This window comes from Actinomadura citrea (genome assembly GCF_013409045.1).
In the GTDB taxonomy this organism is placed as follows: domain Bacteria; phylum Actinomycetota; class Actinomycetes; order Streptosporangiales; family Streptosporangiaceae; genus Spirillospora; species Spirillospora citrea.
Genome location: NZ_JACCBT010000001.1, coordinates 8430884 through 8453330, shown reverse-complemented (window position 1 = coordinate 8453330; position 22447 = coordinate 8430884). Strand labels below are relative to the sequence as shown.

20 protein-coding genes are annotated in these 22447 nt (G+C 73.6%); 13 read left to right on the top strand and 7 right to left on the bottom strand.

From position 1 onward, the window contains the following. The first annotated feature begins 12 nt into the window (after positions 1 to 12). Together BJ999_RS38705 and BJ999_RS38700 are read left to right on the top strand one after the other, a co-directional pair. Complete coding sequence (locus BJ999_RS38705) at positions 13 to 969, top strand: ATP-binding cassette domain-containing protein (RefSeq protein WP_179837818.1); 957 nt, start codon at positions 13 to 15, stop codon at positions 967 to 969. Continuing rightward, a complete protein-coding gene (locus BJ999_RS38700; RefSeq protein WP_179837817.1) occupies positions 966 to 1751 on the top strand; it encodes an ABC transporter permease in 786 nt (261 codons plus the stop codon). The genes BJ999_RS38705 and BJ999_RS38700 overlap by 4 nt, the downstream gene beginning before the upstream one ends. Here the strand turns inward: BJ999_RS38700 and BJ999_RS38695 are convergent. The 4 genes from BJ999_RS38695 to BJ999_RS38680 form a co-directional block, all read right to left on the bottom strand. After that, positions 1748 to 4915, bottom strand: coding sequence for an ATP-binding protein (locus BJ999_RS38695; protein ID WP_179837816.1), 3168 nt, complete (start codon positions 4913 to 4915; stop codon positions 1748 to 1750). The genes BJ999_RS38700 and BJ999_RS38695 overlap by 4 nt on opposite strands. 74 nt (positions 4916 to 4989) lie before the next feature. After that, entirely contained in the window at positions 4990 to 5880 is an 891-nt protein-coding gene (locus tag BJ999_RS38690) for an HAD family hydrolase (RefSeq protein WP_179837815.1), read from the bottom strand. A gap of 10 nt (positions 5881 to 5890) precedes the next feature. After that, on the bottom strand, positions 5891 to 6079 hold the full coding sequence (locus BJ999_RS38685) for a hypothetical protein (protein ID WP_179837814.1): 189 nt from the start codon (positions 6077 to 6079) through the stop codon (positions 5891 to 5893). Between the two features lie 184 nt (positions 6080 to 6263). Then, the gene (locus BJ999_RS38680; protein ID WP_179837813.1) at positions 6264 to 6941 is read right to left on the bottom strand and encodes a sigma-70 family RNA polymerase sigma factor; all 678 of its coding nucleotides are present in this window, start codon (positions 6939 to 6941) and stop codon (positions 6264 to 6266) included. A 158-nt stretch (positions 6942 to 7099) separates the two neighbouring features. Between BJ999_RS38680 and BJ999_RS38675 the strand changes: the two genes are divergently transcribed. The 8 genes from BJ999_RS38675 to BJ999_RS38640 all read left to right on the top strand — a co-directional run bounded on the left by BJ999_RS38675 (position 7100) and on the right by BJ999_RS38640 (position 15781). Beyond that, the gene (locus tag BJ999_RS38675; protein WP_229810617.1) at positions 7100 to 8392 is read left to right on the top strand and encodes a putative quinol monooxygenase; all 1293 of its coding nucleotides are present in this window, start codon (positions 7100 to 7102) and stop codon (positions 8390 to 8392) included. A 1-nt stretch (position 8393) separates the two neighbouring features. After that, positions 8394 to 8645 (top strand): glutaredoxin family protein, encoded by a 252-nt coding sequence (locus tag BJ999_RS38670; RefSeq protein WP_179837811.1) that lies wholly within the window; start codon positions 8394 to 8396, stop codon positions 8643 to 8645. 235 nt (positions 8646 to 8880) lie between these two features. Continuing rightward, positions 8881 to 9621: a redox-sensing transcriptional repressor Rex gene (locus BJ999_RS38665; protein ID WP_179837810.1), complete on the top strand. Its 741-nt coding sequence runs from the start codon at positions 8881 to 8883 to the stop codon at positions 9619 to 9621. 148 nt (positions 9622 to 9769) lie between these two features. Further along, a complete protein-coding gene (locus tag BJ999_RS38660; protein ID WP_218935426.1) occupies positions 9770 to 11335 on the top strand; it encodes a glutamyl-tRNA reductase in 1566 nt (521 codons plus the stop codon). Beyond that, positions 11332 to 12252, top strand: a complete 921-nt coding sequence (gene hemC / locus BJ999_RS38655; protein ID WP_179837809.1) for a hydroxymethylbilane synthase — start codon at positions 11332 to 11334, stop codon at positions 12250 to 12252. The genes BJ999_RS38660 and hemC overlap by 4 nt, the downstream gene beginning before the upstream one ends. A gap of 206 nt (positions 12253 to 12458) precedes the next feature. Continuing rightward, entirely contained in the window at positions 12459 to 13988 is a 1530-nt protein-coding gene (locus tag BJ999_RS38650; protein ID WP_268247858.1) for a bifunctional uroporphyrinogen-III C-methyltransferase/uroporphyrinogen-III synthase, read from the top strand. Positions 13989 to 14020: 32 nt separating this feature from the next. Beyond that, on the top strand, positions 14021 to 15004 hold the full coding sequence (gene hemB, locus BJ999_RS38645) for a porphobilinogen synthase (protein ID WP_179837808.1): 984 nt from the start codon (positions 14021 to 14023) through the stop codon (positions 15002 to 15004). A gap of 132 nt (positions 15005 to 15136) precedes the next feature. Beyond that, positions 15137 to 15781 (top strand): bifunctional DNA primase/polymerase, encoded by a 645-nt coding sequence (locus BJ999_RS38640; protein ID WP_179839103.1) that lies wholly within the window; start codon positions 15137 to 15139, stop codon positions 15779 to 15781. Between the two features lie 52 nt (positions 15782 to 15833). Here the strand turns inward: BJ999_RS38640 and BJ999_RS38635 are convergent, their stop codons facing one another. Beyond that, positions 15834 to 17537 carry a serine/threonine-protein kinase gene (locus tag BJ999_RS38635; RefSeq protein WP_179837807.1) on the bottom strand — a complete coding sequence of 568 codons (1704 nt, stop codon included), beginning with the start codon at positions 17535 to 17537 and terminating at the stop codon, positions 15834 to 15836. A gap of 87 nt (positions 17538 to 17624) precedes the next feature. Here BJ999_RS38635 and hemL point away from each other — a divergent pair, with 87 nt between their 5' ends. Then, the gene (gene hemL, locus BJ999_RS38630) at positions 17625 to 18923 is read left to right on the top strand and encodes a glutamate-1-semialdehyde 2,1-aminomutase (RefSeq protein WP_179837806.1); all 1299 of its coding nucleotides are present in this window, start codon (positions 17625 to 17627) and stop codon (positions 18921 to 18923) included. On the opposite strand, the gene BJ999_RS38625 is transcribed toward hemL, so the two are convergent. Next, a complete protein-coding gene (locus BJ999_RS38625) occupies positions 18920 to 19792 on the bottom strand; it encodes a dihydrodipicolinate synthase family protein (protein ID WP_179837805.1) in 873 nt (290 codons plus the stop codon). The genes hemL and BJ999_RS38625 overlap by 4 nt on opposite strands. Positions 19793 to 19797: 5 nt before the next feature. Continuing rightward, positions 19798 to 20730 (bottom strand): EamA family transporter, encoded by a 933-nt coding sequence (locus BJ999_RS38620; RefSeq protein WP_179837804.1) that lies wholly within the window; start codon positions 20728 to 20730, stop codon positions 19798 to 19800. Between the two features lie 72 nt (positions 20731 to 20802). On the opposite strand from BJ999_RS38620, the gene BJ999_RS38615 reads away from it, so the two are divergent. Beyond that, entirely contained in the window at positions 20803 to 21732 is a 930-nt protein-coding gene (locus tag BJ999_RS38615; protein WP_179837803.1) for a LysR family transcriptional regulator, read from the top strand. Positions 21733 to 21739: 7 nt separating this feature from the next. Next, the gene (locus BJ999_RS38610) at positions 21740 to 22378 is read left to right on the top strand and encodes a histidine phosphatase family protein (protein WP_179837802.1); all 639 of its coding nucleotides are present in this window, start codon (positions 21740 to 21742) and stop codon (positions 22376 to 22378) included. Positions 22379 to 22447 lie beyond the last annotated feature (69 nt).

The following is a 22447-nucleotide window of genomic DNA, read 5'->3' as shown; positions in this document are numbered from 1 at the left end:
ACGCTTCGGGGCATGAACATCGAGGCACGGCAGACGGCCATCCAGGTGGCCGGGCTGCGCAAGGCGTTCGGGGACAAGACCGTCCTCGACGGGATCGACTTCGAGGTGCCGCGGGGGACCGTCTTCTCGCTGCTCGGGCCCAACGGGGCGGGGAAGACGACGGCGGTGCGCATCCTGTCCACGCTGATCCGCGCGGACGGCGGCGAGGTCAGCGTCGCGGGGCGGGACCTGCGCAGGGACCCCGACGGGGTGCGCCGGGCGATCGGCGTGACCGGGCAGTACTCGGCGGTGGACGGGCTGCTGACGGGACGGGAGAACCTGATCCTCATGGCGGACCTGCACCGGCTCGGCAAGGTCGCCGGGCGGAGGGCCGCCGACGCGATGCTGGAGCGGTTCGACCTGGTGGAGGCGGCGAACAAGAAGGCGGCCGCCTACTCGGGCGGGATGCGCCGGCGGCTCGACATCGCCATGACGCTGATCGGCGGCCCGCAGATCATCTTTCTGGACGAGCCGACGACCGGGCTCGACCCGCGCAGCCGGCGGACCATGTGGGAGATCATCCGCGGCCTGGTCAGGGGCGGTGTGACGATCTTCCTGACGACGCAGTACCTGGAGGAGGCCGACCATCTCGCCGACCGGATCGCGGTGCTGGACGGCGGCCGGCTGGTCGCCGAGGGAACCTCGGACGAGCTGAAGCGGCTCGTGCCGGGCGGGCACGTCCGGCTGCGGTTCGCCGACCTGGCGGCGCTCGACGCGGCGGCGCGCACGCTCGGCTCGGTGACGCGGGACGACGACGCGCTCGCCCTGCAGGTGCCCGGGGACGGCGGCGTCGCCTCCCTGCGGGCGCTGCTCGGACGGCTGGAGGCGGCGTCGGTCGAGGTCGGCGAGCTGTCCGTGCACACCCCCGATCTGGACGACGTCTTCCTCGCCCTCACCGGCACGACCCACGAGAAGGTGGCCTCCCGATGACCACGCTCACGCACGCGGCGGCCGACTCCGCGACGATGCTGCGCCGCAACCTGAGGCACGCGCTGCGCTACCCGTCCCTGACGATGGCCGGGATGATGATGCCGATCATGATCATGCTGTTGTTCGTCGGGGTGTTCGGCAACGCGCTCGGCGACGGCGTCGGCGGCGCGGCCAAGGGCGACTACATCCAGTACGTCGCGCCGGGGATCATCCTGATGGCGGTCGCGTCCGGTTGCATGGCGACGTCGGTGTCGGTCTGCGTGGACATGACCGAGGGCGTCGTCGACCGGTTCCGGACGATGGCGATCTCGCGGTCGTCGCTGCTCACCGGGCACGTCGCGGGCAGCATGATCCAGACGCTGCTCAGCACGGCCGCCGTCGTCGCCGTCGCGGTCGCGATGGGCTTCCGGACGAGCGGCGGCGCGGTGGACTGGCTCGCGGCCGCCGGCCTGCTGGTGCTGCTCACGTTCGCGCTGACCTGGGTCGCCGTCATGCTCGGGCTGCTGGCCAAGAACCCGGAGGGCGCGAGCAACACGCCGATGATCATCCAGTTCCTGCCGTTCGTCGGCAGCACGATCGTGCCGCCGGAGTCGATGCCGGCCGGGGTGCGCTGGTTCGCGGAGTACCAGCCCTTCACCCCGATGATCGAGACGCTGCGGGGGCTGCTGACCGGCACGCCGAGCGGGCGGGACGCGGCGGTGTCCGTCGCCTGGTGCGTCGGCCTCGCCGTCGCCGGCTACGTGTTCTCCAAGGTGCTGTTCAACCGGAAGGCGCCCCGCTAGCCCCGCCCGAACTCGCGCGCGAGCTTGCGGGCGGCGGCCCGGAGCTCCTCACGGCCCAGGCCGGCGTACTCCGACACCGCGTCGGAATACGCCGGCCCGTCGGCGTCCGCGGCCGCGCGGCTGATCGCCGCCGTGGACATGGTCGGATGGAACGAGCGGATGTGGTGGAGGCGCTGCGCCAGCGCGATCGCCCGGGCCGCCCGCGTCCGGACGGCCGGCGGGGCGCCGGGACGGGCGAGGTCGACCATGGCGAGCGCGAGCAGCAGCCCGCCGCTGACCGGCAGGTCCATGTAGAAGGCGGGCATCGGGAACGGCGGGCCGTCGACCAGCGCCGCCAGCTTGGCGGGAAGCCCGGCGACGATGTCCTCGACGAGGGCGACGCGGCCGTGCCGGGCGTGCGCGACGACGGTGACGCACTGGGCCTCCAGCGTCCACGGGTCGAGGCCGGTGTGCGGCATCGGGCCGTCCTCGGCGGCGAGCCGCTCCACCGCCTCCCGCCAGAGGCGCAGGCCGGTGTCGACGTCACCGCGACCGAGGGCGATCTCCGCGCGCGCTCCGAGATTGAAGGCGGCCGTGCCGAAGGACTCGTCCGGCCCGTGGACCAGTGACTGGTCGAGCCACTGCTCGGCCTCGTCGTACTCGCCGAGCGACAGGTGGCCTGACGCGAGCGCCCACATCAGCCCGAACATGTCGGGCCACTGGTACCGCTCCAGCAGCCCCAGCGATATCCGCAGATGGTGCAGGGCCCGGTCGTGCTGGTCGAGCTGGATCAGCAGTTCGCTGAGGCGCGAGTGGGCGAGCAGCCGGCACCACGGGATGTCCGGCGCGCCGGGCATCCCGATCATCGACTCGGTCGCCGCGAGCGCCCCCGCCACGTCGCCGTCGCGTTCGCGCAGGTATCCGGTGACGCAGTTCGCGATGGCGGCGACGAGCGGTTCGTCGCGGGCGCACAGCTCGTCCAGGGAGGAGCCGCCGGGGGCGAGGATCTCCGGCAGGGCGGCCAGGACCGTCGCCATCGCCGGGACGAGACCGTCCGGCGGGGCGGGCGGGAGGCGGCGCAGCGCGACGAGCGCGCGGGTCGCCTGCGGCCCCTGGAAAAGGCTCGTCGCGAGCACGCTGAGGGCCAGTGCGGTCCGCGTGGTCTCGACGTCCCCGGGACCGGGGCGGTGGCGGCTCAGGAGCCCGGCGGTCTCCTCCGCCAGGGCGAGCAGCCGGCTGTAGGCCGCCTCCAGCGTCCACACCCCGCCGAGGACGGCGGTCACCGCCGCGACGGCCGGGCCGTCGCGGCGGGCGAGGCCGTGGCGGAGCGCCTGCTGGAGGTTGTCCTGCTCGACCCGCACGCGCTCCACGGGAGCGAACGGCTCGGCGCCGAACAGCGCCTCGTGGTGCGCCGCGCCGAACTCCCGCGCCCAGGCGAGCAGGCCGCCCACCGCGCGGTCCGTCTCGCCCTCGGCCTCCCGGTGGGCCGCGCTGAACTCGCGGACGCTCTCCAGCATCCGGAAGCGGGTCCCGGGGCCGCCCTCCGCGGGTTCCAGGAGGGACTGGTCGACGAGGTCCTCCAGGATCTCCAGCGCGTCGCCGCGCTGGACGCCGCCCAGGACGTGGCGTGCCGCGTCCGCGGTGAAACCCGCCGGGAAGACCGACAGCGACCGCATGGCCGCCCGGCCGGACGGGGAGAGCAGGTTCCAGCTCCAGTCCACGACCGCGTGCATGGTCCGGTGCCGGGACGGCGCGTCGCGCGCGTTCCCGCGCAGCAGGGCGAAGCGGTCGTCCAGGCCGCGGGCGATCTCGGGCACGGACATGACGCGGACGCGCGCCGCCGCCAGCTCGATCGCGAGCGGCAGCCCGTCCAGGTGGCGGCACAGCTCCTCCACCGCGCCGGGGGGCAGGCCGGCGCCGGGACGCGCCGCCTGCGCCCGCTGGCGGAACAGCTCGGCCGACGTCGGCAGGTCCAGCGCGGGCAGCGGGTAGACCGACTCCGACGACAGCCCGAGCGGCGCGCGGCTCGTGGTGAGGATCCGCAGGTCGCGGGTCATCGACACCAGCGCGCCGGCGAGGCCGGCGGCGCCCTCGACGACGTGCTCGCAGTTGTCCAGCACGAGCAGGACGGAGCCGGGCCCGAGCACCTCCGCGATCGCCGAGACGAGGTCGGCGGGCCCGCCGACGCGTCCGTGGACGCGCGACGACTCGCCGACCCCGAGGACGGATGCGACCTCGCCCGCCACGTCCTTGTCCCGCGCGACGCCGGCGAGGGGGACGTAGTGCACCGCCCGCTGCGGCGCCTCCCGCGCGACGGTGTTCGCGAGCCGCGTCTTGCCCAGCCCGCCCGCGCCGACGATCGAGGTGACGCGGGACGTGCGCAGCAGGTCGAGGACGGCGGCGAGGTCCGCGGTCCGGCCGAGCAGCGGGTTCGGCTCGTGCGCCACGCCGCGCCGGACCACCGGCGCCTCGTCCTGGAGCAGCTCCTGCTGGACGCGCTGGAGCGCGCCTCCCGGATCGGTGCCCAGCTCGTCGCGCAGCGAGCGCCGGTAGGACTCGTACCGCGCCAGCGCCGCCGACGGCCCGGCAGTCGCGGCCTCGCACCGCAGCAGTTCCGCGAGCACCTCCTCGTCGCGCGGGTACTCCCGGGCGGCGCGGGTGAGCGCCTCGCGGCCCTCCGCGTGCCGGCCGAGCCGCGAAAGGGCCAGTGCGCGGGCTCGCGTCAGCGTCCAGTAGGTCGGGATCCGGTCCGCGCGCAGGGCGGCCACCGGATCGTCCGCGCCGTCCGGTTCGGGCGGCCCGTCCCAGAGCGCCAGTCCCGCCTCGGCGTGCGAGAGGGCGCCCGCGTGGTCGCCGTCGCGGGAGCAGCGCGCGCTCGCCGAGGCGGCGAGCACCACCGCGGAGGCGTCGACCGCGGACTCGTCCAGGCCGATGCGGTACCCGGTCGGCGTGCTGGCGACGACGTCCGCGCCCAGCTGCGACCTCGCCCGGGACACGACCACCTGGAGCGCCTTGGCGGGGTTCTCCGGGCGCTCCTCGGGCCAGAGCCCCTCCACCAGCCGGACGACGGACACGCCCGCCCGCGGCTCGCCCGCGAGGAGCGCGAGGAGGCCGCGCAGGCGCGGGCTCGTGACGTCCCGCCCGCGGCAGGCGACCCCGGACAGCACCCTCAGCTCGACGGTCACGGGGACAGGGTAGGACGTGTTCCCACAAACGCGATAGGTCGCGTTTGCCGGACGGCGGTCCGGAGGGGCGGCGGTCAGTTCGCCCGGTAGTGGCGGCGCAGCGCGATGCCCGCAGCGACACCGCCCGCGAGGGCCCCGGCGCCCGCGGCGGCGGGCAGCGCGACCATCGTGACCTTGCGGCCCGTGCGGAAGTCGTGGATCGGCCAGCCGTGGTCCCGGGCGTGGGCGCGCAGCTCGGCGTCCGGGTTCACGGCGTGCGGGTGGCCGACGACGGTCAGCATCGGCAGGTCGTTGATCGAGTCGCTGTAGGCCGAGCAGCGCGCGAGGTCGAGCCCCTCGCGCTGCGCCAGGGCCCGCACGGCCTCCGCCTTCGCCGGTCCGTGCAGCAGGTTCCCGACGAGCCGGCCGGTGTAGACGCCCTCACGGGTCTCGGCGACCGTGCCGAGCGCGCCGGTGAGGCCGAGCCGGTGCGCGATCGTCCGGGCGACCTCGACGGGCGTGGCGGTGACGAGCCACACCTGCTGCCCGGAGTCGAGGTGCTGGAGGGCGAGGGTGCGGGTGCCGTGCCAGATGCGGTCGGCCATCACCTCGTCGTAGATCTCCTCGCTCAGCTTGACGATCCCGCTGACCTTCTGCCCGGCGACGAACGCGAGCGCGGCCTCCTTGGCGCTGCCGATGTGCTCGGAGTTCTCGCTGCCGCGCAGCCGGAACGCGGCCTGCCCCCAGGCGAACATGGCGAGGTCGCGCATGGTGAACAGCTTGCGGGCCGCGAGCCCGCGCGCGAAGTAGTAGATCGACGCGCCGCGCATCATCGTGTTGTCGACGTCGAAGAACGCCGCCGCGGCGGGGTCGGGGGTCGGGAGCGGGGCGAACTCGGCCGCCGCGGCCGCGGCCACCTGGCCCGCGCTCTTGTGGTCCTCGTCCCTGCCGCGTCCCCAGAATTCGGACTGCCAGAATCGCCGCATGAGGCGAAGCCTAGTCAACCGCCTCCCCGCCGCCGTCCTCACGGCCGTGATTGCGACAGTCCTCACTCCTGTCGCTCGCGGCCGCCATCAGCCGCTCGCGCAGCACCGCGCGGAACCGCGGGTCCGGCCCCGCCGCGCTCTCCCGCAGCCGGGCCAGCGCGTTCCCCTGCTCTGCGATCTTCTCTCGCCTCGTCAACACCGGGCTCTCACTGGCCGCTCCCTTGCGGACTCGTGGCGCGGACGCCCTCCTGCCCGCTTGAACGATCGGAAGGTGGGCCGGGTTACGGCCCGAAAGTTCATTAATAAACTATCCAACGGGCTCGTGGCGCCGTCGACCGGCGCGGCGGGGTGGTTCGGCGGCGGGGTTGATCGTCGCGGCTCGGTCAGCCGCGCAGGTCGTCCGGGAGCATACGGGCCAGCGAGCGGACCGCTCGATACTGCAGCGCCTTGATCGCGCCCGGCTTCTTGTCCATGATCAGCGCGGTCTCGGCGACCGACAGCCCGTGCAGGAAGCGCAGCACGACGCATTCCTGCTGCTCGGAGTTCAGCCGCTGGACGGCCCGCAGCAGGGTCCGGTTGGTCATCGCGTCCAGGACGGCCCGCTCCGGCCCCTCCTGCGGGCGGTCCGGCTCGACCAGCTCGGCGGTGCAGACCTCCAGCCGGTAGCGGCCGGACTTGAAGTGGTCGGCGACCAGGTTGCGGGCGATCGTCACCAGCCAGGCCCCGAAGTCCTTGCCCTGCCAGTGGAAGTCGCACATGCGGCGGAGGGCCCGCAGGAACGTCTCGCTGGTGAGGTCCTCGGTGAGCGGGTGCGTCCCGACCCGGTAGTAGACGTACCGGTAGACGAGCTCGACGTAGTGGTCGTAGAGGGATCCGAACGCCTCGGCGTCGCCGTCCCGCGCCCGCAGCACCAGCGCCTTGAGCATCTCGGCCCGCTCGGAGGCCTGGTCGGCGGCGCGGTCGGAGGTACGGTCCCCGGCGCGGCCGCCCGGACGTGCGAGAGGGCCTCGGGAATGGCGAGGAAGCGGGACGAGCCCGGCATCGAGGGTCAAGCTGCTCATGCAGTTCTCCTCGGGGCGTACGCGACCTCCGACGTGAAGTGCCACCTTAGATAACGAAAGGTGCGCGAGGCAATGGTGCGTTCCTTGGCCGCGGTTACCCGTCGGCCCCCCGGATCGGGCACCATGGGTGCGCGATGGTCGATGCTCTTCTCGCGTTCTTGGCGACCCTTGGTGCCCTGGCGGCCACCGGGTTGCTGGTTCAGCGCGCCTACAAGGACCGGCTGCTCTATCTGATCGCCTGGTCGTTCACGCAGGTCGGACTCACGCTCGCGCTGCTGTCCATGAGCCTCGCCTTCATGATGGGGTTCAACGGCGCGTTCTTCCGCGTCATGGAACTCGGCGCCGCGCTGATCGGGCCGGTCTGGCTCGCGCTCGGCATGATCGAACTGATCGCGCGGTACGTGCAGGTCCGGTTCGGCGCCTGGCTGTTCACGATCTCCTACACGGTCGTCGCGATCGTGATCCTGATCCTGGACCCGCTGAAGGGCTCGCTCGGCAAGAGCCTGCCGAAGCCGAGCGCCACCTACGACGCGCTGCCGCTGCTGCTGATCGACGGCGCGCACGTCGTCGCCGTGCTCGCGCTGGCGGGGTGCACCGGCGTGACCGCGTGGCTGGCCAGCAAGCGCGACCAGGAGGCCGCCGAGCTGCTCATCCCGGTGGCGCTGGTCGCCCTCGCGGGCGTCCTGGTGGTCAGCGGGACCCGCGGGTTCCTGCCCGCGCCGCTCGCGGTGATCGCGCTCGGCGCCGCCGCCGGCCTCGTCTGGTACGGCTCGATGCGCACGATCCCCGTGTACGACGAGGACGGCGAGGGCTACGACGAGTACGGCGACGAACCCGCGACGGGGTACGAGGAGCAGGGCTACGCGCAGGCCGCCAAGGCCGAGCCCGTCCCGGCGCCGACTCCGCCCGGAGACTCCCGGCGCGGCGAACTGCGCTTCCCCGAGCCGGCCTCCGAGGAACTGCGCTACCCCGAGAACACCAGCATCCCGGAGCGGCCCGCCTACCCCGCACCCGCCGACCCGGCCGGGCCCACGACGGTGGACGGTCCGCTCGGCGGCCCGCTCGACCGGTCCCCGCTCGCCGGCCTCGCCAAGCCGGGCGCGCTCGGCGGCGAACTGGCGAGGGCGTGCGGCCAGATCACCGTCTACACGCTGCTGGACGGACGTGAGGACGCCTTCGACCGGCTCGCCGCCGACCTGGTGAAGGCCGCGCTGGTGACCGAGCCCGAGACGCTGATCTTCGCCTGCCACGAGGTGGTCGGCGCCCCCACGCAGCGCATCTTCTACCAGCTGTTCCGGGACGAGGCCGCGTTCGCCGCGCACCGCCGCCAGCCGCACCTGCAGCGCTTCCTGGGCGAGTCGCGCACCCACGTGATCAGCACGAACGTGATCGAGCTGAAGCTCGGCCCCGCCAAGGTGCCGCTCCCGGCGCCGGAGTTCCCCGGGAGGTGACATGGCGCGCGACATCATGATCACGCTGCTCGGCAAGCCCGGCTGCCACCTGTGCGAGGACGCCCGGGCGGTGATCGAGCGCGTCGCCCGCGACCTGGGCGTGCCGTGGGAGGAGCGCGACATCACGCGGTCCGAGCAGGACACCGAGCAGTACTGGGAGCAGATCCCCGTCACGTTGATCAACGGGGTCCAGCACGACTTCTGGCGCGTCGACGAGGACCGCCTGCGCGCGGCCATCGCGGACCTGCGCTAGCCGCCGCACCGGACCGGCCCTCCGCCGCCGGTCCGGCCGCCTGCCATGGCATGTCTGGTCGGTCACACCCTGACCGCTCCCTAGCACTTCGCCCATATGCTGAAAAGCCCTTGATGGACGCCCTTTCGGGACATCATCCGGAGCGCGCGCGATCCGCCGAACCGGGGGGCGACTTTGTGCGCGTATTCACAAGGGCTTAACCTGGGGGACACACCGTCGAGCCGAAGAGCAGGCCGTGACACCTCGACAGAACCGCCACCGCGATCGCGCGGGCCGCGGCATCCCCGAAGCCACCGTGGCGCGGCTCCCGGTCTACCTGCGAGCCCTCACCGGGCTCCAGGAGCGCGGCGTCGCGACCGTCTCCTCCGAGGAGCTCGCGGCCGCGGCCGGCGTCAACTCGGCCAAGCTCCGCAAGGACCTGTCCCACCTCGGCTCCTACGGGACCCGCGGCGTCGGCTACGAGGTGGAGTACCTCGTCTACCAGATCTCCCGCGAGCTCGGCCTCACCCAGGACTGGGTCGTCGCCATCATCGGCGTCGGCAACCTCGGCCGGGCCCTGGCCGGCTACGGCGGATTCGCGTCCCGCGGCTTCCGCGTGGCGGGCCTGCTCGACGCCGACGAGTCCATCGTCGGGCAGGAGATCTCCGGCATGACGGTGGAGCACACCGACCGCCTGGAGGACATGATCGCCGGGCACGGGGTGTCCATCGCCGTGATCGCGACTCCGGCCGGCGCCGCCCAGGGGGTGTGCGACCGCGTGGTGGCCGCCGGCGTGACGAGCGTGCTGAACTTCGCACCCGTGGTGCTGTCGGTGCCCGACGGGGTGGACGTGCGCAAGGTCGATCTGTCCATCGAGCTGCAGATTCTCGCGTTCCACGAGCAGCGCAAGGCGGGCGGGCCGGACGGCTTCGCCCCGCTGGCGGCCGCCGATGCGCCGGCCGGCGCTGCGCAGTACGTGGAAACGGTGGAAGCATGAGGGGGACAATTCGGGGGGCGTGGAGGATCGCCCCCTTTCCAACGACCGGCATGAGTGGAGCGGACCAAGGGGCAGTGGACGGCCCCTTCTCGGCAGGAGCTCGCATGGCGCGGGTGGGCGGAGACTCGGAAGATGCTGGAGACGGCAAATGAGCATTCTGGTCGTAGGCCTCAGCCACCGAAGCGCGCCCGTGGCGGTGCTGGAGAGGGCCGCGGTCGCCGGTGACGATCTCGTCAAACTGCTGCACGCCGTGCACGCGTCCCCGAACGTCGCCGAGGCCGCCATCGTCTCGACCTGCAACCGGGTCGAGATCTACGCGGTCGTCGGCAAGTTCCACGGCGGCGTCTCGGCGATCTCGGAGCTGCTGGCCCTGCACTCCGGCGTCCCGATGGACGACCTGTCGCGGCACCTGTACGTCCACTACGAGGAGCGGGCCGTCCAGCACGTGTTCGCGGTGGCGTGCGGGCTGGAGTCGATGGTCGTCGGCGAGGGGCAGATCCTCGGGCAGATCCGGCAGGCGTTCCGGCTGGCCCAGGAGGAGGGCACGCTCGGCCGCGACCTGCACGACGTCCTGCAGCAGTCGCTGCGGGTCGGCAAGCGCGCCCACCACGAGACGGGGATCGACAAGGCCGGCGCCTCGCTGGTCAGCGTGGGCCTGGAGGTCGCCGCCCGGCACCTCGGCCCCCTGCGGGACGCCCGCGCGCTGGTGGTCGGCGCCGGCTCGATGAGCTCGCTGGCCGCCGCGACGCTGAGCCGCGCCGGGGCGCGCGAGATCGTGGTCGCCAACCGGACCCCCGCGCGGGCGGCGCGCCTCGCCGAGTCGCTGGACGTCCCGTCCCGCGCGGTCGGGCTGTCCGAGCTGGACGCGGCCCTCGGCGAGGCGGACCTCGTGGTGTCGTGCACCGGCGCCACCGGCCTGGTGATCACCGCCGAGCAGCTCGCGGCCCAGGGGATCGGGACGGACGGACGGCGCCGCTTCCTCCTCGACCTGGCGCTCCCGCACGACGTGGAGCGCGCCGTCCGGAACCTGCCGGACGTCGAGCTGGCCGGTCTGGACGACCTGCGGACCGCGCAGGAGGCCGCGCAGGCCATCGGCCCGGAGGCGGTCGAGGCCGCGCGGCGGATCGTGTGCACGGAGGTCGAGGCGTTCCTCGGCGCCGCCCGCGCCGCCGCCGTCGCGCCCACCGTCGTCGCGCTGCGCAGCAAGGCGGCCGGGGTGGTGGAGGCCGAGCTGACCCGGCTGAGCGGGCGGATGCCGGAGATGGACGTCCGGGCCCGCAAGGAGATCGAGCAGACCGTGCGGCGCGTGGTGGACAAGCTGCTCCACGCGCCGACCGTCAAGGTCAAGGAGCTGGCGGCGGCGCCGGGCGGCGACTCCTACGCCGACGCGCTGCGCGAGCTCTTCGACCTGGACCCGAAGGCCCCCGAGGCGGTGGCCCGCGCGGACATGGGAGACGCCGACGTCCGCGACGGCGCCGCCTGGGATCCGAGCCCGGAATGCGCGGAGGCCGACTGCGTCAGCCCCGCGTCAGGGCAGGGGCGGGACGCGGTGTCCGACGCCATGTCCGAGGCGATGTCCGACGCCATGTCCGAGGCGATGTCCGAGCCGCCGTCGGACGGCGTGAACGTCGAGACGGTGAACGCGCGGGCCGCGAGCGTGCGGGCGGTCAGCGCCCGCGACGCCGTCCCGGCGCACGAAGGAGACGAAGCGTGAGTACCGGGAGCAGGGGCCCGCTCCGGCTGGGCACCCGCAAGAGCCTGATGGCGACGACCCAGTCGCAGGGCGTCGCCGACGCGTTGTCGCGGCTCACGGGGCATGCGGTGGAGCTTGTCGGGGTAACGACGCAGGGTGATGTCTCCAAGGCCCTGCTCGCCCAGATCGGCGGGACGGGCGTGTTCGTCAACGCGCTCCGCGACAGGGTGCTGTCCGGCGAGGTGGACTTCGCGGTGCACTCGCTGAAGGACCTGCCGACGTCCGAGACGCCCGGGATCGCCCTCGCCGCCACCCCGGCCCGCGACGACGCCCGCGACGCCCTGTGCGGCCCCGCGAAACTCGCCGACCTGCCGCGCGGCGCCCGGATCGGCACCGGCTCGCCGCGCCGCGTCGCGCAGTTGCGCGCGCTCCGCCCGGACCTGGAGATCGTCCCCATCCGCGGCAACGCCGACACCCGGCTGCGCAAGGTCACCGACGGTGAGCTGGACGCCGTGGTCCTGGCGCACGCGGGTCTGAGGAGGATCGGCCGGCTGGACGCGGTGAGCGAGGTCTTCGACCCCGACCAGATGCTGCCCGCCCCCGGGCAGGGTTCACTCGCGCTCGAATGCCGCGCCGACCGCGACGATCTGCGCGCCCTGCTCGGGACGATCGACGACGCCCCGACCCGGCGCGCCGTCACCGCCGAGCGGACGGTGCTGGCGGTGCTGGAGGCGGGCTGCTCCGCGCCCGTGGGAACATACGCTGCCGAAGTAGATGAAAGGTTGCATCTGACGGCTGCCGTCGCGGCGTACGACGGCAGCAGGCAGGTGCGGCTGTCCGCAAGCGGCCACCCGGATGCCGCGGAGCAGCTCGGACGCGATCTCGCGAACCGGCTGCTCGCGCAGGGGGCCGACCAGTTGATGGGGGAACGCGAGTGAGCCCCGCCGCGAAGAGCGCCACAGCGAAGACCGATCCGACCGCCGCCGACGAGCCCGCCGCCGACGAGACCACCCACGAGACCACGGCCGACGAGGCCACCGCCGACACGACCGTCAGGTCCGTGAAGGCCGCGAAGAGCGGCAGGCCCGCGAGGAGCGCGGCTCCGGCCGCGCCGCGCCGGACGGCCGGGCCGGGGACCGTCGCGATCGTCGGGATGGGGCCGGGCGACCCCGGCCTGCTGACCCTGCGTGCCGCCGCCGAACTGGAGCGCGCCGACACCGTCGTCGTGAGCCGCGCCCACTGCCCGGCCGAGATCCTGAATCACTGCCGCCCGGACGCCGAGATCCTCGACACGGCGGACGGCGACCCGGTGAAGCTCGCCGCGCGGGCCGCCAAGGCGGGGCGCCGGGTCGTCCGGCTGTTCCGCGGCGACCCGGGGGTGGCCTGCAACTACGCCGCCGAGGGCGGTGCGCTGGCCAAGGCGGGCGTCCCGTTCGAGGTGGTGCCCGGCGTGTCCTCCGTGACCGCCGTGCCCGGCTACGCGGGCATCCCGCTGACCGACGCCGCGAACCGCGAGATCCGCGTCGTCGACGCCTCCGAGGGCGGCGTCGACTGGGAGCGGTTCGCCGCCCCGGACACCACCCTGGTCGTCCTCGGCGCCGAGGGCGCGGTCGCCGAGGTGGCCAAGGGCCTGGTCGCGGCGGGACGGCCCGACTCCACCCCGGCCGCGATGACGAGCCTCGGCACCACCACCGAGCAGGAGACCGTCGTCTCCACGCTGAGCAGGCTGGCGTCCGACACCAAGGGCATGGACGCGCCCGCCCTGATCATCGTCGGGGACGTGGTGAACTGGCGCGACAGGCTCTCCTGGTTCGAGACCAAGGCGCTGTTCGGCTGGCGGGTCCTCGTGCCGCGCACCAAGGAGCAGGCCGCCTCGCTGTCGGACCAGCTCCGCGGGTACGGGGCCGTCCCGGACGAGGTCCCGACGATCTCCGTCGAGCCGCCGCGCACGCCCCAGCAGATGGAGCGCGCCGTGAAGGGCCTGGTCACCGGCCGGTACGAGTGGGTGGTGTTCACCTCCACGAACGCGGTGAAGGCGATCCGGGAGAAGTTCACCGACTACGGCCTGGACGCCCGCGCGTTCGCCGGGCTGAAGGTCGCCGCCGTCGGCGAGCAGACCACCGCCGCGCTGGTGGAGTTCGGCGTCCACCCGGACCTGACCCCGTCCGGGGAGCAGTCCGGCGAGGGCCTGGCCCAGGAGTGGCCGCCCTACGACGAGGACCTCGACCCCATCAACCGGGTCCTGCTGCCGCGCGCCGACATCGCCACCGACGTGCTCATCGCCCGGCTCACCGAGCTCGGCTGGGAGTGCGAGGACGTGACCGCCTACCGGACGGTCCGGGCCGCGCCGCCGCCCGCGCCGATCCGCGAGGCGATCAAGGGCGGCGGGTTCGACGCCGTGCTGTTCACCTCGTCCTCCACGGTGAAGAACCTGATCGGGATCGCGGGCAAGCCCCACAACGTGACCGTGATCGCCGTGATCGGGCCGCAGACCGCCAAGACGGCCGAGGAGTACGGGCTGCGCGTCGACGTCATGGCGGAGAAGCCCTCGGTATCGGCTCTCGCGGAGGCTCTCGCGGAGTACGGTGCGAAGCGGAGGGCGGCCCAGATCGAGGCGGGCGACCCGCTCCGCAAGCCCAGCCAGATGCGCCGGGGCGCCCGGCGCCGCAAGTAGACCCCGCACCCGGAAACACACACCGAGGGATCATGTCTGCACAGTTTCCCGCCGCACGCCCGCGGCGGTTGCGGCGCACCCCCGCGCTGCGCCGGCTCGTCGCCGAGACCCGGCTCAGCCCCGCGGAGCTGGTGCTGCCCGTGTTCGTCAAGGAGGGCATCTCCGAGGCGCAGCCGATCGCGTCCATGCCGGGCGTGTTCCAGCACACCCGCGACAGCCTGCGCAAGGCCGCCCACGAGGCGGCCGAGGCCGGCGTCGGCGGCCTCATCCTGTTCGGCATCCCGGCCGTGAAGGACGGCGTGGGTTCCGCCGCCGACGCCCCGGACGGCATCGTCCAGCAGGCGCTCGGCGACCTCAGGTCGGACCTGGGCGACGCGATCGTGGTCATGAGCGACCTGTGCCTGGACGAGTACACCGACCACGGGCACTGCGGCATCCTCACCGCGTCCGGCGAGATCGACAACGACGCCACGCTGGAGCGGTACGCCTCCATCGCCCTCGCCCAGGCCGAGGCGGGCTCGGCGGTCGTCGGCCCGTCCGGGATGATGGACGGCCAGGTCGGCGCGATCCGCGAGGCCCTGGACGGCGCGGGCCACTCCGACATCGCGATCATGGGGTACTCGGTGAAGTACGCCTCCGCCTACTACGGCCCGTTCCGCGACGCCGCCGAGTGCGCCCCGCAGTTCGGCGACCGGTCCACCCACCAGCAGGACCCGGCCAACGCCGACGAGTCGCTCCGCGAGGTCTTCCTCGACCTCGACGAGGGCGCCGACATGGTCATGGTCAAGCCCGCGGGCGCCTACCTCGACATCGTGCGCCGCGTCCGCGACGCCGTCGACGTTCCCGTGGTCGCCTACCAGGTGAGCGGTGAGTACGCGATGATCGAGGCCGCGGCCGAGAAGGGCTGGCTCGACCGCGAGCGCACGATCATGGAGTCGCTGGTGGCGATCCGCCGCGCCGGCGCCGACATCGTCCTCACCTACTGGGCCACCGAGGTCGCCCGCCGACTGGCCTAGTTCGCCTTCGACCACCCCGCCCTCTAGTCACTTAGGGTCGTTTTCCCGGGGTTGCCGTGTCCGGGGTTCATCCCGGCGGGCATCATCGTTAACCAGGAACCCATGTGCGACCTTGGGTATTGGGGGGCGGAGATGCTGGCGGTCTCGGGGAGCAGACGGCAGCGGGCGGCGCGCGACCGGATGGCCGCGGCGGCGCGGGAGTACGCCGATCTGGGGTGGCCCTGCTATCCCGGAGCCCACCCCCCGTCGGGCGGTGACCGGGCGTGCTCGTGCGACCGGCTCGGCTGTCCCGACCCGGGCGCGCATCCGGTGTCGGCGGCCTGGGCGCACCAGGCGAGCGTCGACGCGGCCGTGATCAAACGCTGGTGGGCCGAGCGGCCGCAGGCCAACATCATCCTGCCGACGGGCCGGGTGTTCGACGTGTTCGACGTACCGGCCGCGGCCGGGACCGTCGCCCTCGACCGGATCGCACGGGACGACCTCCCCGTCGGTCCGGTCGCGTCTTTCGGGGGCGACCGGCACCTGTTCTTCGTCGCCACGCGCGGCGCGCCCGTCGACGAGGACGAGTGGTGGTCCTGCCAACTGGACTGCTCCCCGGAGGACGTCGCCGAGACGCCGGGCATGCGGTGGCACTGCCGCGACAGCTACGTCGTCGCACCGCCGTCCGTCCTGCCGAACGGCCGCGAGGCGGCCTGGCTGCGCCCGCCGTCCCGCGGCCCGTTGCCCGACCCGCTGCGCCTCCTGGAGGTCCTCTCGGACGCCTGTGAGAGCGCCTAGCCGCTCAGGCGGATGCCTCCGGTGAGCGAGGCGCCCCTCAGCGGGGCGCCCCTCAGTGGGGCGCCTTGATGGGGGCCTTGCGGCCCCAGCCGCTGTAGGAGCCGCGCTGCATCTGGTTGCGGCCCTTCTCGGGCCCGGCGCGCACCCAGAACTTCACGGGCCGGTAGCCGGCGTCGAGCCTGACGGCGAACGCGATCTGCTGCGCGCCCGTGGCCTGCGCCATCTGCGCGTACAGCGGGCCGACGCCGGGCGCCTGGGCCAGCTTCGCGGCGGGCGCCTCGCCCTCGTAGATCGCTCCAGATCTGCTGAGCTTCGTCGCCGACCGCAGCAGCGTCGTCAGGTTCGCGACCGAGCCGCCCTGGCGCACCTGGTCGCCGGCGGCCGGGTAGCCGCGGCCTCCGAGCGGCGACTGCCGCCACTTCTTGCCGGCGCGGACGTACAGCCGGTCCTGGACGATGACGGCCCGGACCGGCTTGCGTGCGCTGCCCGTCCCCGCCAGCGTCAGGGCGTAGGACGGCGTCGCGCCCTGCACCAGCCCGATCGTCCCCTGGCCGGTGACGGGGAAGCCGCAGCAGCCGGTCTGGCGGTAGCTGAACGCGGCGCCGGGCGTCCTGGCGACGGCCTGGTCGATGCGGGCGACGAGCGGCGCGGGGTCGACGCCGCCGACGGGCAGCGTCGGCTGCGGGCTGCTGCTCTGCGCGGGCTTCGGCTCGGGCGGCTGCTTGTCACCGCCGAGCGAGGTGCCGCCCTTGAGCAGGAACGCCGCGCCCGCCCCGGCGGCGACGAGCACGACGGCGACGGCGACGGCCACCCAGCGCATCCGGGACCGTCCGCCGCCCTTCGGGCCGGCGACGACAGGCGTGCGGCCGCTGCTGCGGGACGGCTTCGCCTTCGGCGGCTCGGGCTGCTGCGCGGCCTGCGCGGCGAGCTCGGTGAGGCGGCCGCGGCCCTGCGCCTCCCAGGACGGCCCGTAGGCGGAGACGGCGGCGTCCTCCAGCGCGCCGAGGAAGTCGGCGGCGGACTTCGGGCGCTTCTCCGGCTCCTTGGCCAGGCCCTGGTGGATCAGGTCGCGCAGCGGCCCCGGGACCTCCTCGGCGGGGATCGGCGCCTCGCGGTGCTGCCGCGCCATGTTGCGGCCCGCGTACGGGGGCCGCCCGGTGAGGCACTCGTAGAAGATCGCGGTGGCGGCGTACAGGTCGGTGGCGACGGTGGCGGGCGCGCCGTCCCACAGCTCGGGCGCCGCGTACGGCGGGCCGTGCTGCGCCTCGGTGCCCGCGGGCGCCGTCGCGAAGTCGGTGAGGCGGGCGTTGCCCTCGGCGTCGACCAGGACGTTCGCCGGGCGCATCGAGCCGTGGACGAGGTCGTGGTCGTGCGCGGCGGCGAGGCCGAGGAGCGTCCCGCCCAGCATCGACAGGGCCGCGAGGGGGCCGCTCGGGCCCTGCGCCGCGAGCATCCGCCGCAGGCTCACGCCCTCGACGTGCTGCATCACGATCGCGGTGCCGTCTGCGGTCTCCACGAAGTCGTAGAGGTCGACCACGTTCGGGTCTTCCAGCTGGGACAGGCCTCGTGACGCCACGCGGTAGCGCGCGAGAAACGCCTCGTCGGCGCCGAGCGCCGGGTCGAGGTATTTGATCGCGACCCGCGTGCCGGTCATGTCGTCGACCGCCAGCACTACCCGGCCCGAGGTTCCGCCGCCCAGTTCGCGTTCATGGGTGAACCCCGGGACCGTCCAGCCGTTGACCACGGTGAAAGCCATCCCTCCGATGTCGTACTTGGTGGAATATCGGCCCATACGCCACCGGGTCAAGGCAAGTCGCCGAACTGCAACTGAGAGACTGCAACCGTGACTGACTTCGATCGCTCCCGGCAGTTGTTCGACCGTTCCGCCGCCGTTGTTCCCGGCGGCGTCAACTCCCCGGTCCGGGCCTTCGGCGCCGTAGGCGGGACGCCCCGTTTCATGGCGTCCGGGCGTGGTCCGTACCTTACCGACGTCGACGGCACCTCATACGTCGACCTCGTGTGCTCGTGGGGCCCAATGATCCTCGGGCACGCGCATCCGGCCGTGGTGGAGGCGGTGCGGGACGCGGCCGGACGCGGCACGTCCTACGGCGCGCCGACCCAGGGCGAGGTGGAGCTCGCCGAGGAGATCGTGTCCCGCACGGCGGCGGCGAAGGTCCGGCTGGTCAACTCGGGGACCGAGGCGACGATGTCGGCGATCCGGCTGGCCCGCGGGTTCACCGGCCGCACCAAGATCGTGAAGTTCGCGGGCTGCTACCACGGGCACGTGGACTCGCTGCTCGCCGCGGCGGGCTCCGGCGTCGCCACGTTCGGGCTCCCCGACACGCCGGGCGTGACCGGCGCGACCACCGCCGACACGCTGATCCTGCCGTACAACGACGTCGCGGCCGTGGAGACGGCCTTCCACGACCACGGCAACGACATCGCCTGCTTGATCACCGAGGCGGTGCCGTGCAACATGGGCGTGGTCCCGCCGCTGGCCGGGTTCAACGCGCTGCTCAAGCGGCTGTGCGAGCGGTACGGCGCGCTGCTGGTGATCGACGAGGTGCTCACCGGGTTCCGGGCGTCGCGGTCCGGGTGGTTCGGGATCGAGGGCGTGCCGGGCGACCTGATGACGTTCGGCAAGGTGATGGGCGGCGGGCTGCCCGCCGCCGCGTTCGGCGGGCGCGCCGACGTCATGGACCACCTCGCCCCCGCCGGGCCCGTCTACCAGGCCGGGACCCTCTCGGGGAACCCGCTGGCCACCGCCGCCGGGCTCGCCACGCTGCGCGGCGCCACGGACGAGGTGTACGCCGCGATCGACCGCTCGGCGCAGATCGTGTCGAAGGCCGCGTCCGAGGCGCTGGAGCGCGAGGGCGTCCCGCACACGCTGCAGACCGCCGGGAACCTCTTCTCGATCTTCTTCACCGACGGCGTGGTGGGCGACTTCGCCGCGGCGCAGCGTCAGGACCCCAAGGCGTACGCGGCCTTCTTCCACGCCGCGCTGGAGCGTGGCGTGTACCTGCCGCCTTCGGCGTACGAGGTGTGGTTCCTGTCCGCCGCGCACGACGACGAGGCTCTGGGACGCGTCCTGGAGGCCCTCCCGCACGCCGCCCGCGCCGCCGCGCGCGCGGCGGAGTCCTAGAACGGCAGAGCGCGGAACGCCCTCAGGGCGGCGACGACCGGTTCGTGGCGCGGTGCGTGCAGGGGAGCGCGCACCGCGGGGTCGTCGATCAGCCCCTCGTCGGCCAGGCACGCCTTGAGGACGGCCGGGGAAGGTTCGCTGAACAGCGCCTCCGCCATCGGCAGCAGGGCGTTGTGGAACGTCAGCGCCCGCGCCGCGTTGCCCTCCCGTGTAGCCCGCGCCATGGCGGCGTAGGCGGCCGGGGCGAGGCACGCGCACGCGGCGACGCCGCCCGCCGCGCCGAGCTGGAGCATGGGGTAGATGAAGGCGTCGTCCCCGGACAGGATCGCCTTGCCGGGGTTGGCCGCGAGCATGGCGAGGGTGTCCTGGTCGACGGCGCCCGCGCAGTGCTTCATGCCGGCGACGCAGTCGAGCGCGAGGATCGCCAGGAGGGCGTCGGCGGACAGGGGCCTGGCCGTCCGGTACGGCACGTTGTACGGAATCAGCGGGACGTCCACGGCCGCGCCGACGGCGGCGAAGTGGTCGATGACGCCCTCCTCCGACGGCCGCAGGTAGTACGGGACGACGACGAGCAGAGCGTCGGCGAGCGGGGCGCGCTCGCGGGCCTGCCGGATCGAGTCCTCGGTGCCCATCGTCCCGGCGCCCACCGTCAGCGGCGTCCCGTGCTCGATCGAGACGGCCCGGCACACCTCCAGCACCGTCCGCTGCTCGGCGGCGCTCAGCAGCGCGGCCTCGCCGGTGGTGCCGAGCGCGACCAGGCCGTCCGCGCCGTTCTCCAGGCAGTGCCGGGCGAGGCGTTCGAGGGATTTGGCGTCCACCTCGCCGGAGCCGCTGAACGGCGTGACGAGCGACGCGTGGATTCCGTGCATGGATCTCATCTCGTTCGGGCGGCCGGCGCGGCGGGCGCGGGCGGCGCGGGCAGGCTGCGGGTGCGGGACCGCGGCCGGACGCTGCCGGCGGCGACCCCCGCGATGATCAGTGCGGCGCCGGCGAGCCGGACCGCGTCCACGTGCTCGCCCAGCAGCAGGGCCGCCGAGACGAGCCCGAACGGCGGGACGAGCAGCGAGTACATGGCGACCGTGCCGACCTCGTACCGGCGGATCAGCCACGCCCATCCGCCGAAGCAGAACAGCGTGGCGACGTAGGCGATGAACGCCACCGAGGCCACCCCGGCGAGCGAGAGGTGGTGCGCCGCCTCCGGCAGGGCCCCCGGCCCCTCGAAGATCAGCGACAGGGCGAGCAGGGGGAGCGGCGGCACCAGCGACATCCACACCATGAACGCGAACGCGTCGACCGGCTCCCCGGTGGACCGGTTCATCCCCCGCATGGCGACGTTCGCCAGACCCCAGGCGGCCGCGCCGCCGAGGCAGACCAGGAACGCCCCCACCGGGCTCCCGCCCTCGCCCTGCGCGACGCCGAGCAGCGTGATCCCGGCGAACGCGACGGCCATCCCGGCGATCTGGCGGCCTCCGACGCGCTCCCCCAGCAGCAGGCCCGCGAACAGCGCCGTGAAGACCGCCTGCACCTGGAGCACGACCGACGCCAGGCCGGCGGGCATGCCCATGCTCATGCCGAGGAACAGCAGGCCGAACTGCCCCACGCCGAGCGGGACGCCGACCAGGACGAACCAGCGCGCGGCGACCGGCGGGCGGCGGACGAGGAAGACCGCGGGCACCGCCGCGGCCGTGAACCGCAGCGCGGCCATCAGCAGCGGCGGGAAGTCGTCCAGCGCCACCTTGATGGGCACGAAGTTGAAGCCCCACAGCGCGGCGATCAGGGTGGCCAGCAGGACGTGGCGCGATCTCATGCCTCGATGGTGAGGAAACACTTGCTTTAGGACAAGCGAGAACTTCTTGACACCTCGTTTTAGTATTGCTTCATGCTTGATCTGGAACGGCTGCGCGCCCTGCACTCGGTCGCGACGTACGGCTCGGTCAGCGCCGCCGCGGACGTCCTGCACGTCACCACGTCGGCCGTGTCCCAGCAGCTCGCGAAGCTGGAGCGGGAGACCGGGCAGAAGCTCCTGGAGCGCAACGGCCGCGGCGTCCGCCTCACCGACGCCGCCGAGCTGCTCGTCGCGCACGCCGAGCGGATCCTGTCGCTCGTCGAGCAGGCGCAGGCCGACCTGGAGGCGCACCGCGGCTCCGTCGTGGGCCAGCTCACCGTCGCCTCGTTCCCGACCGCGATCCGCGGGCTGATGCCCGCCGCGCTGCGCGCCCTGCGCGCCGACCACCCCGATCTGCGCGTCCTGCTCCGCGAGGAGGACCCCATGCGCAGCATGCCGCTCGTCCAGCGCGGGGACCTCGACATGGCCGTCGTCCAGGACTGGAACAACGAGCCCCTCCCGCTGCCCGAGGGCCTGCACAAGGGCGTCATCTGCGAGGACGTCGCGGACGCGGCACTGCCCGCGGGCCACGACCTGGCCGGGCGCGAAACGATCGACCTCAAGGAGCTCGCGGGGGACCCGTGGATCAGCTCCTCGCCCGACAGCATCTGCTGCGACTGGCTGCTGCGCACGCTGCGCGCCATCGACAGCGAACCCAGGATCGACCACATGGCCTACGAGTTCGCCACCCAGCTCTCCCTGGTCGCCGCCGGGCTCGGCAACGTCATCCTGCCCCGCCTCGGCCGCTGCGACGTCCCGCCGGGCGTCGCGATCGTCCCGCTCTCGGCCCCGCTGTCGCGCCGCGTCTACGCCGTCTGGCGCGAGGAGGCGGCCCGCCGCCCCGCGATCCGCGCCGCCGTGACCGCCCTGCGCGCCGCCGTCCCGGCCGGTTGCGGGGAGGAGGCGGGGGCGCGGGTAATCTGACGACGCCATGACTGACACGACGATCGTTCACCTCCTGCGGCACGGCGAGGTGCACAACCCCGAGCGCATCCTCTACGGGCGGCTGCCCGGTTACCGCCTCAGCGAGGACGGCGTCCTCATGGCGAAGGCCGCCTCCCGGTGGTTCGCCGACAGGGACGTCACCGCGCTGTTCTCCTCGCCCATGCAGCGGGCGCTGGAGACGGCCGCGCCGCTGGCCGACGCGCTCGGCCTGCCCGTCACGGTGGACGACCGCCTGATCGAGGCCGGCAACCACTTCGAGGGGCTCACGTTCGGGGTGGGGACCGGCTCGCTGCGCCGCCCCGAGCACTGGCGCCACCTCGTCAACCCGTTCCGGCCGTCCTGGGGCGAGCCGTACAAGCTGCTCGTCGCCCGGATGCGCGCCGTCGTCATCAGGGCACGGGAGACGGCCCTCGGTCACGAGGCCGTCTGCGTCAGCCACCAGCTGCCGATCTGGATCCTGCGGCTGCACGCCGAGCACCGCCGGCTCTGGCACCACCCGGCCCGCCGGGAGTGCGCGCTCGCCAGCCTCACGAGCCTGACGTTCGAGGGCAGCCGGCTGGTGGAGGTCGCCTACAGCGAGCCCGCCGCCGGGATCGCGACGGGCCCCGATGTCGCGGGCGCCTGACCGCACCGCTAAGTTTGTACTACATCCTGTAGTACTCCACGTCTCGCACTGAACGCCCTGTCGTACCGA

Coding starts and splice junctions, on each gene's coding strand:
- BJ999_RS38705 (WP_179837818.1), top strand. CDS start 13: ATGAACATCGAGGCACGGCAGACGGCCATCCAGGTGGCCGGGCTGCGC.
- BJ999_RS38700 (WP_179837817.1), top strand. CDS start 966: ATGACCACGCTCACGCACGCGGCGGCCGACTCCGCGACGATGCTGCGC.
- BJ999_RS38690 (WP_179837815.1), bottom strand. CDS start 5,880: ATGCGGCGATTCTGGCAGTCCGAATTCTGGGGACGCGGCAGGGACGAG.
- BJ999_RS38680 (WP_179837813.1), bottom strand. CDS start 6,941: ATGAGCAGCTTGACCCTCGATGCCGGGCTCGTCCCGCTTCCTCGCCAT.
- BJ999_RS38670 (WP_179837811.1), top strand. CDS start 8,394: ATGGCGCGCGACATCATGATCACGCTGCTCGGCAAGCCCGGCTGCCAC.
- BJ999_RS38660 (WP_218935426.1), top strand. CDS start 9,770: ATGAGCATTCTGGTCGTAGGCCTCAGCCACCGAAGCGCGCCCGTGGCG.
- hemB (WP_179837808.1), top strand. CDS start 14,021: ATGTCTGCACAGTTTCCCGCCGCACGCCCGCGGCGGTTGCGGCGCACC.
- BJ999_RS38640 (WP_179839103.1), top strand. CDS start 15,137: ATGCTGGCGGTCTCGGGGAGCAGACGGCAGCGGGCGGCGCGCGACCGG.
- BJ999_RS38635 (WP_179837807.1), bottom strand. CDS start 17,537: ATGGCTTTCACCGTGGTCAACGGCTGGACGGTCCCGGGGTTCACCCAT.
- BJ999_RS38625 (WP_179837805.1), bottom strand. CDS start 19,792: ATGCACGGAATCCACGCGTCGCTCGTCACGCCGTTCAGCGGCTCCGGC.
- BJ999_RS38620 (WP_179837804.1), bottom strand. CDS start 20,730: ATGAGATCGCGCCACGTCCTGCTGGCCACCCTGATCGCCGCGCTGTGG.
- BJ999_RS38615 (WP_179837803.1), top strand. CDS start 20,803: ATGCTTGATCTGGAACGGCTGCGCGCCCTGCACTCGGTCGCGACGTAC.
- BJ999_RS38610 (WP_179837802.1), top strand. CDS start 21,740: ATGACTGACACGACGATCGTTCACCTCCTGCGGCACGGCGAGGTGCAC.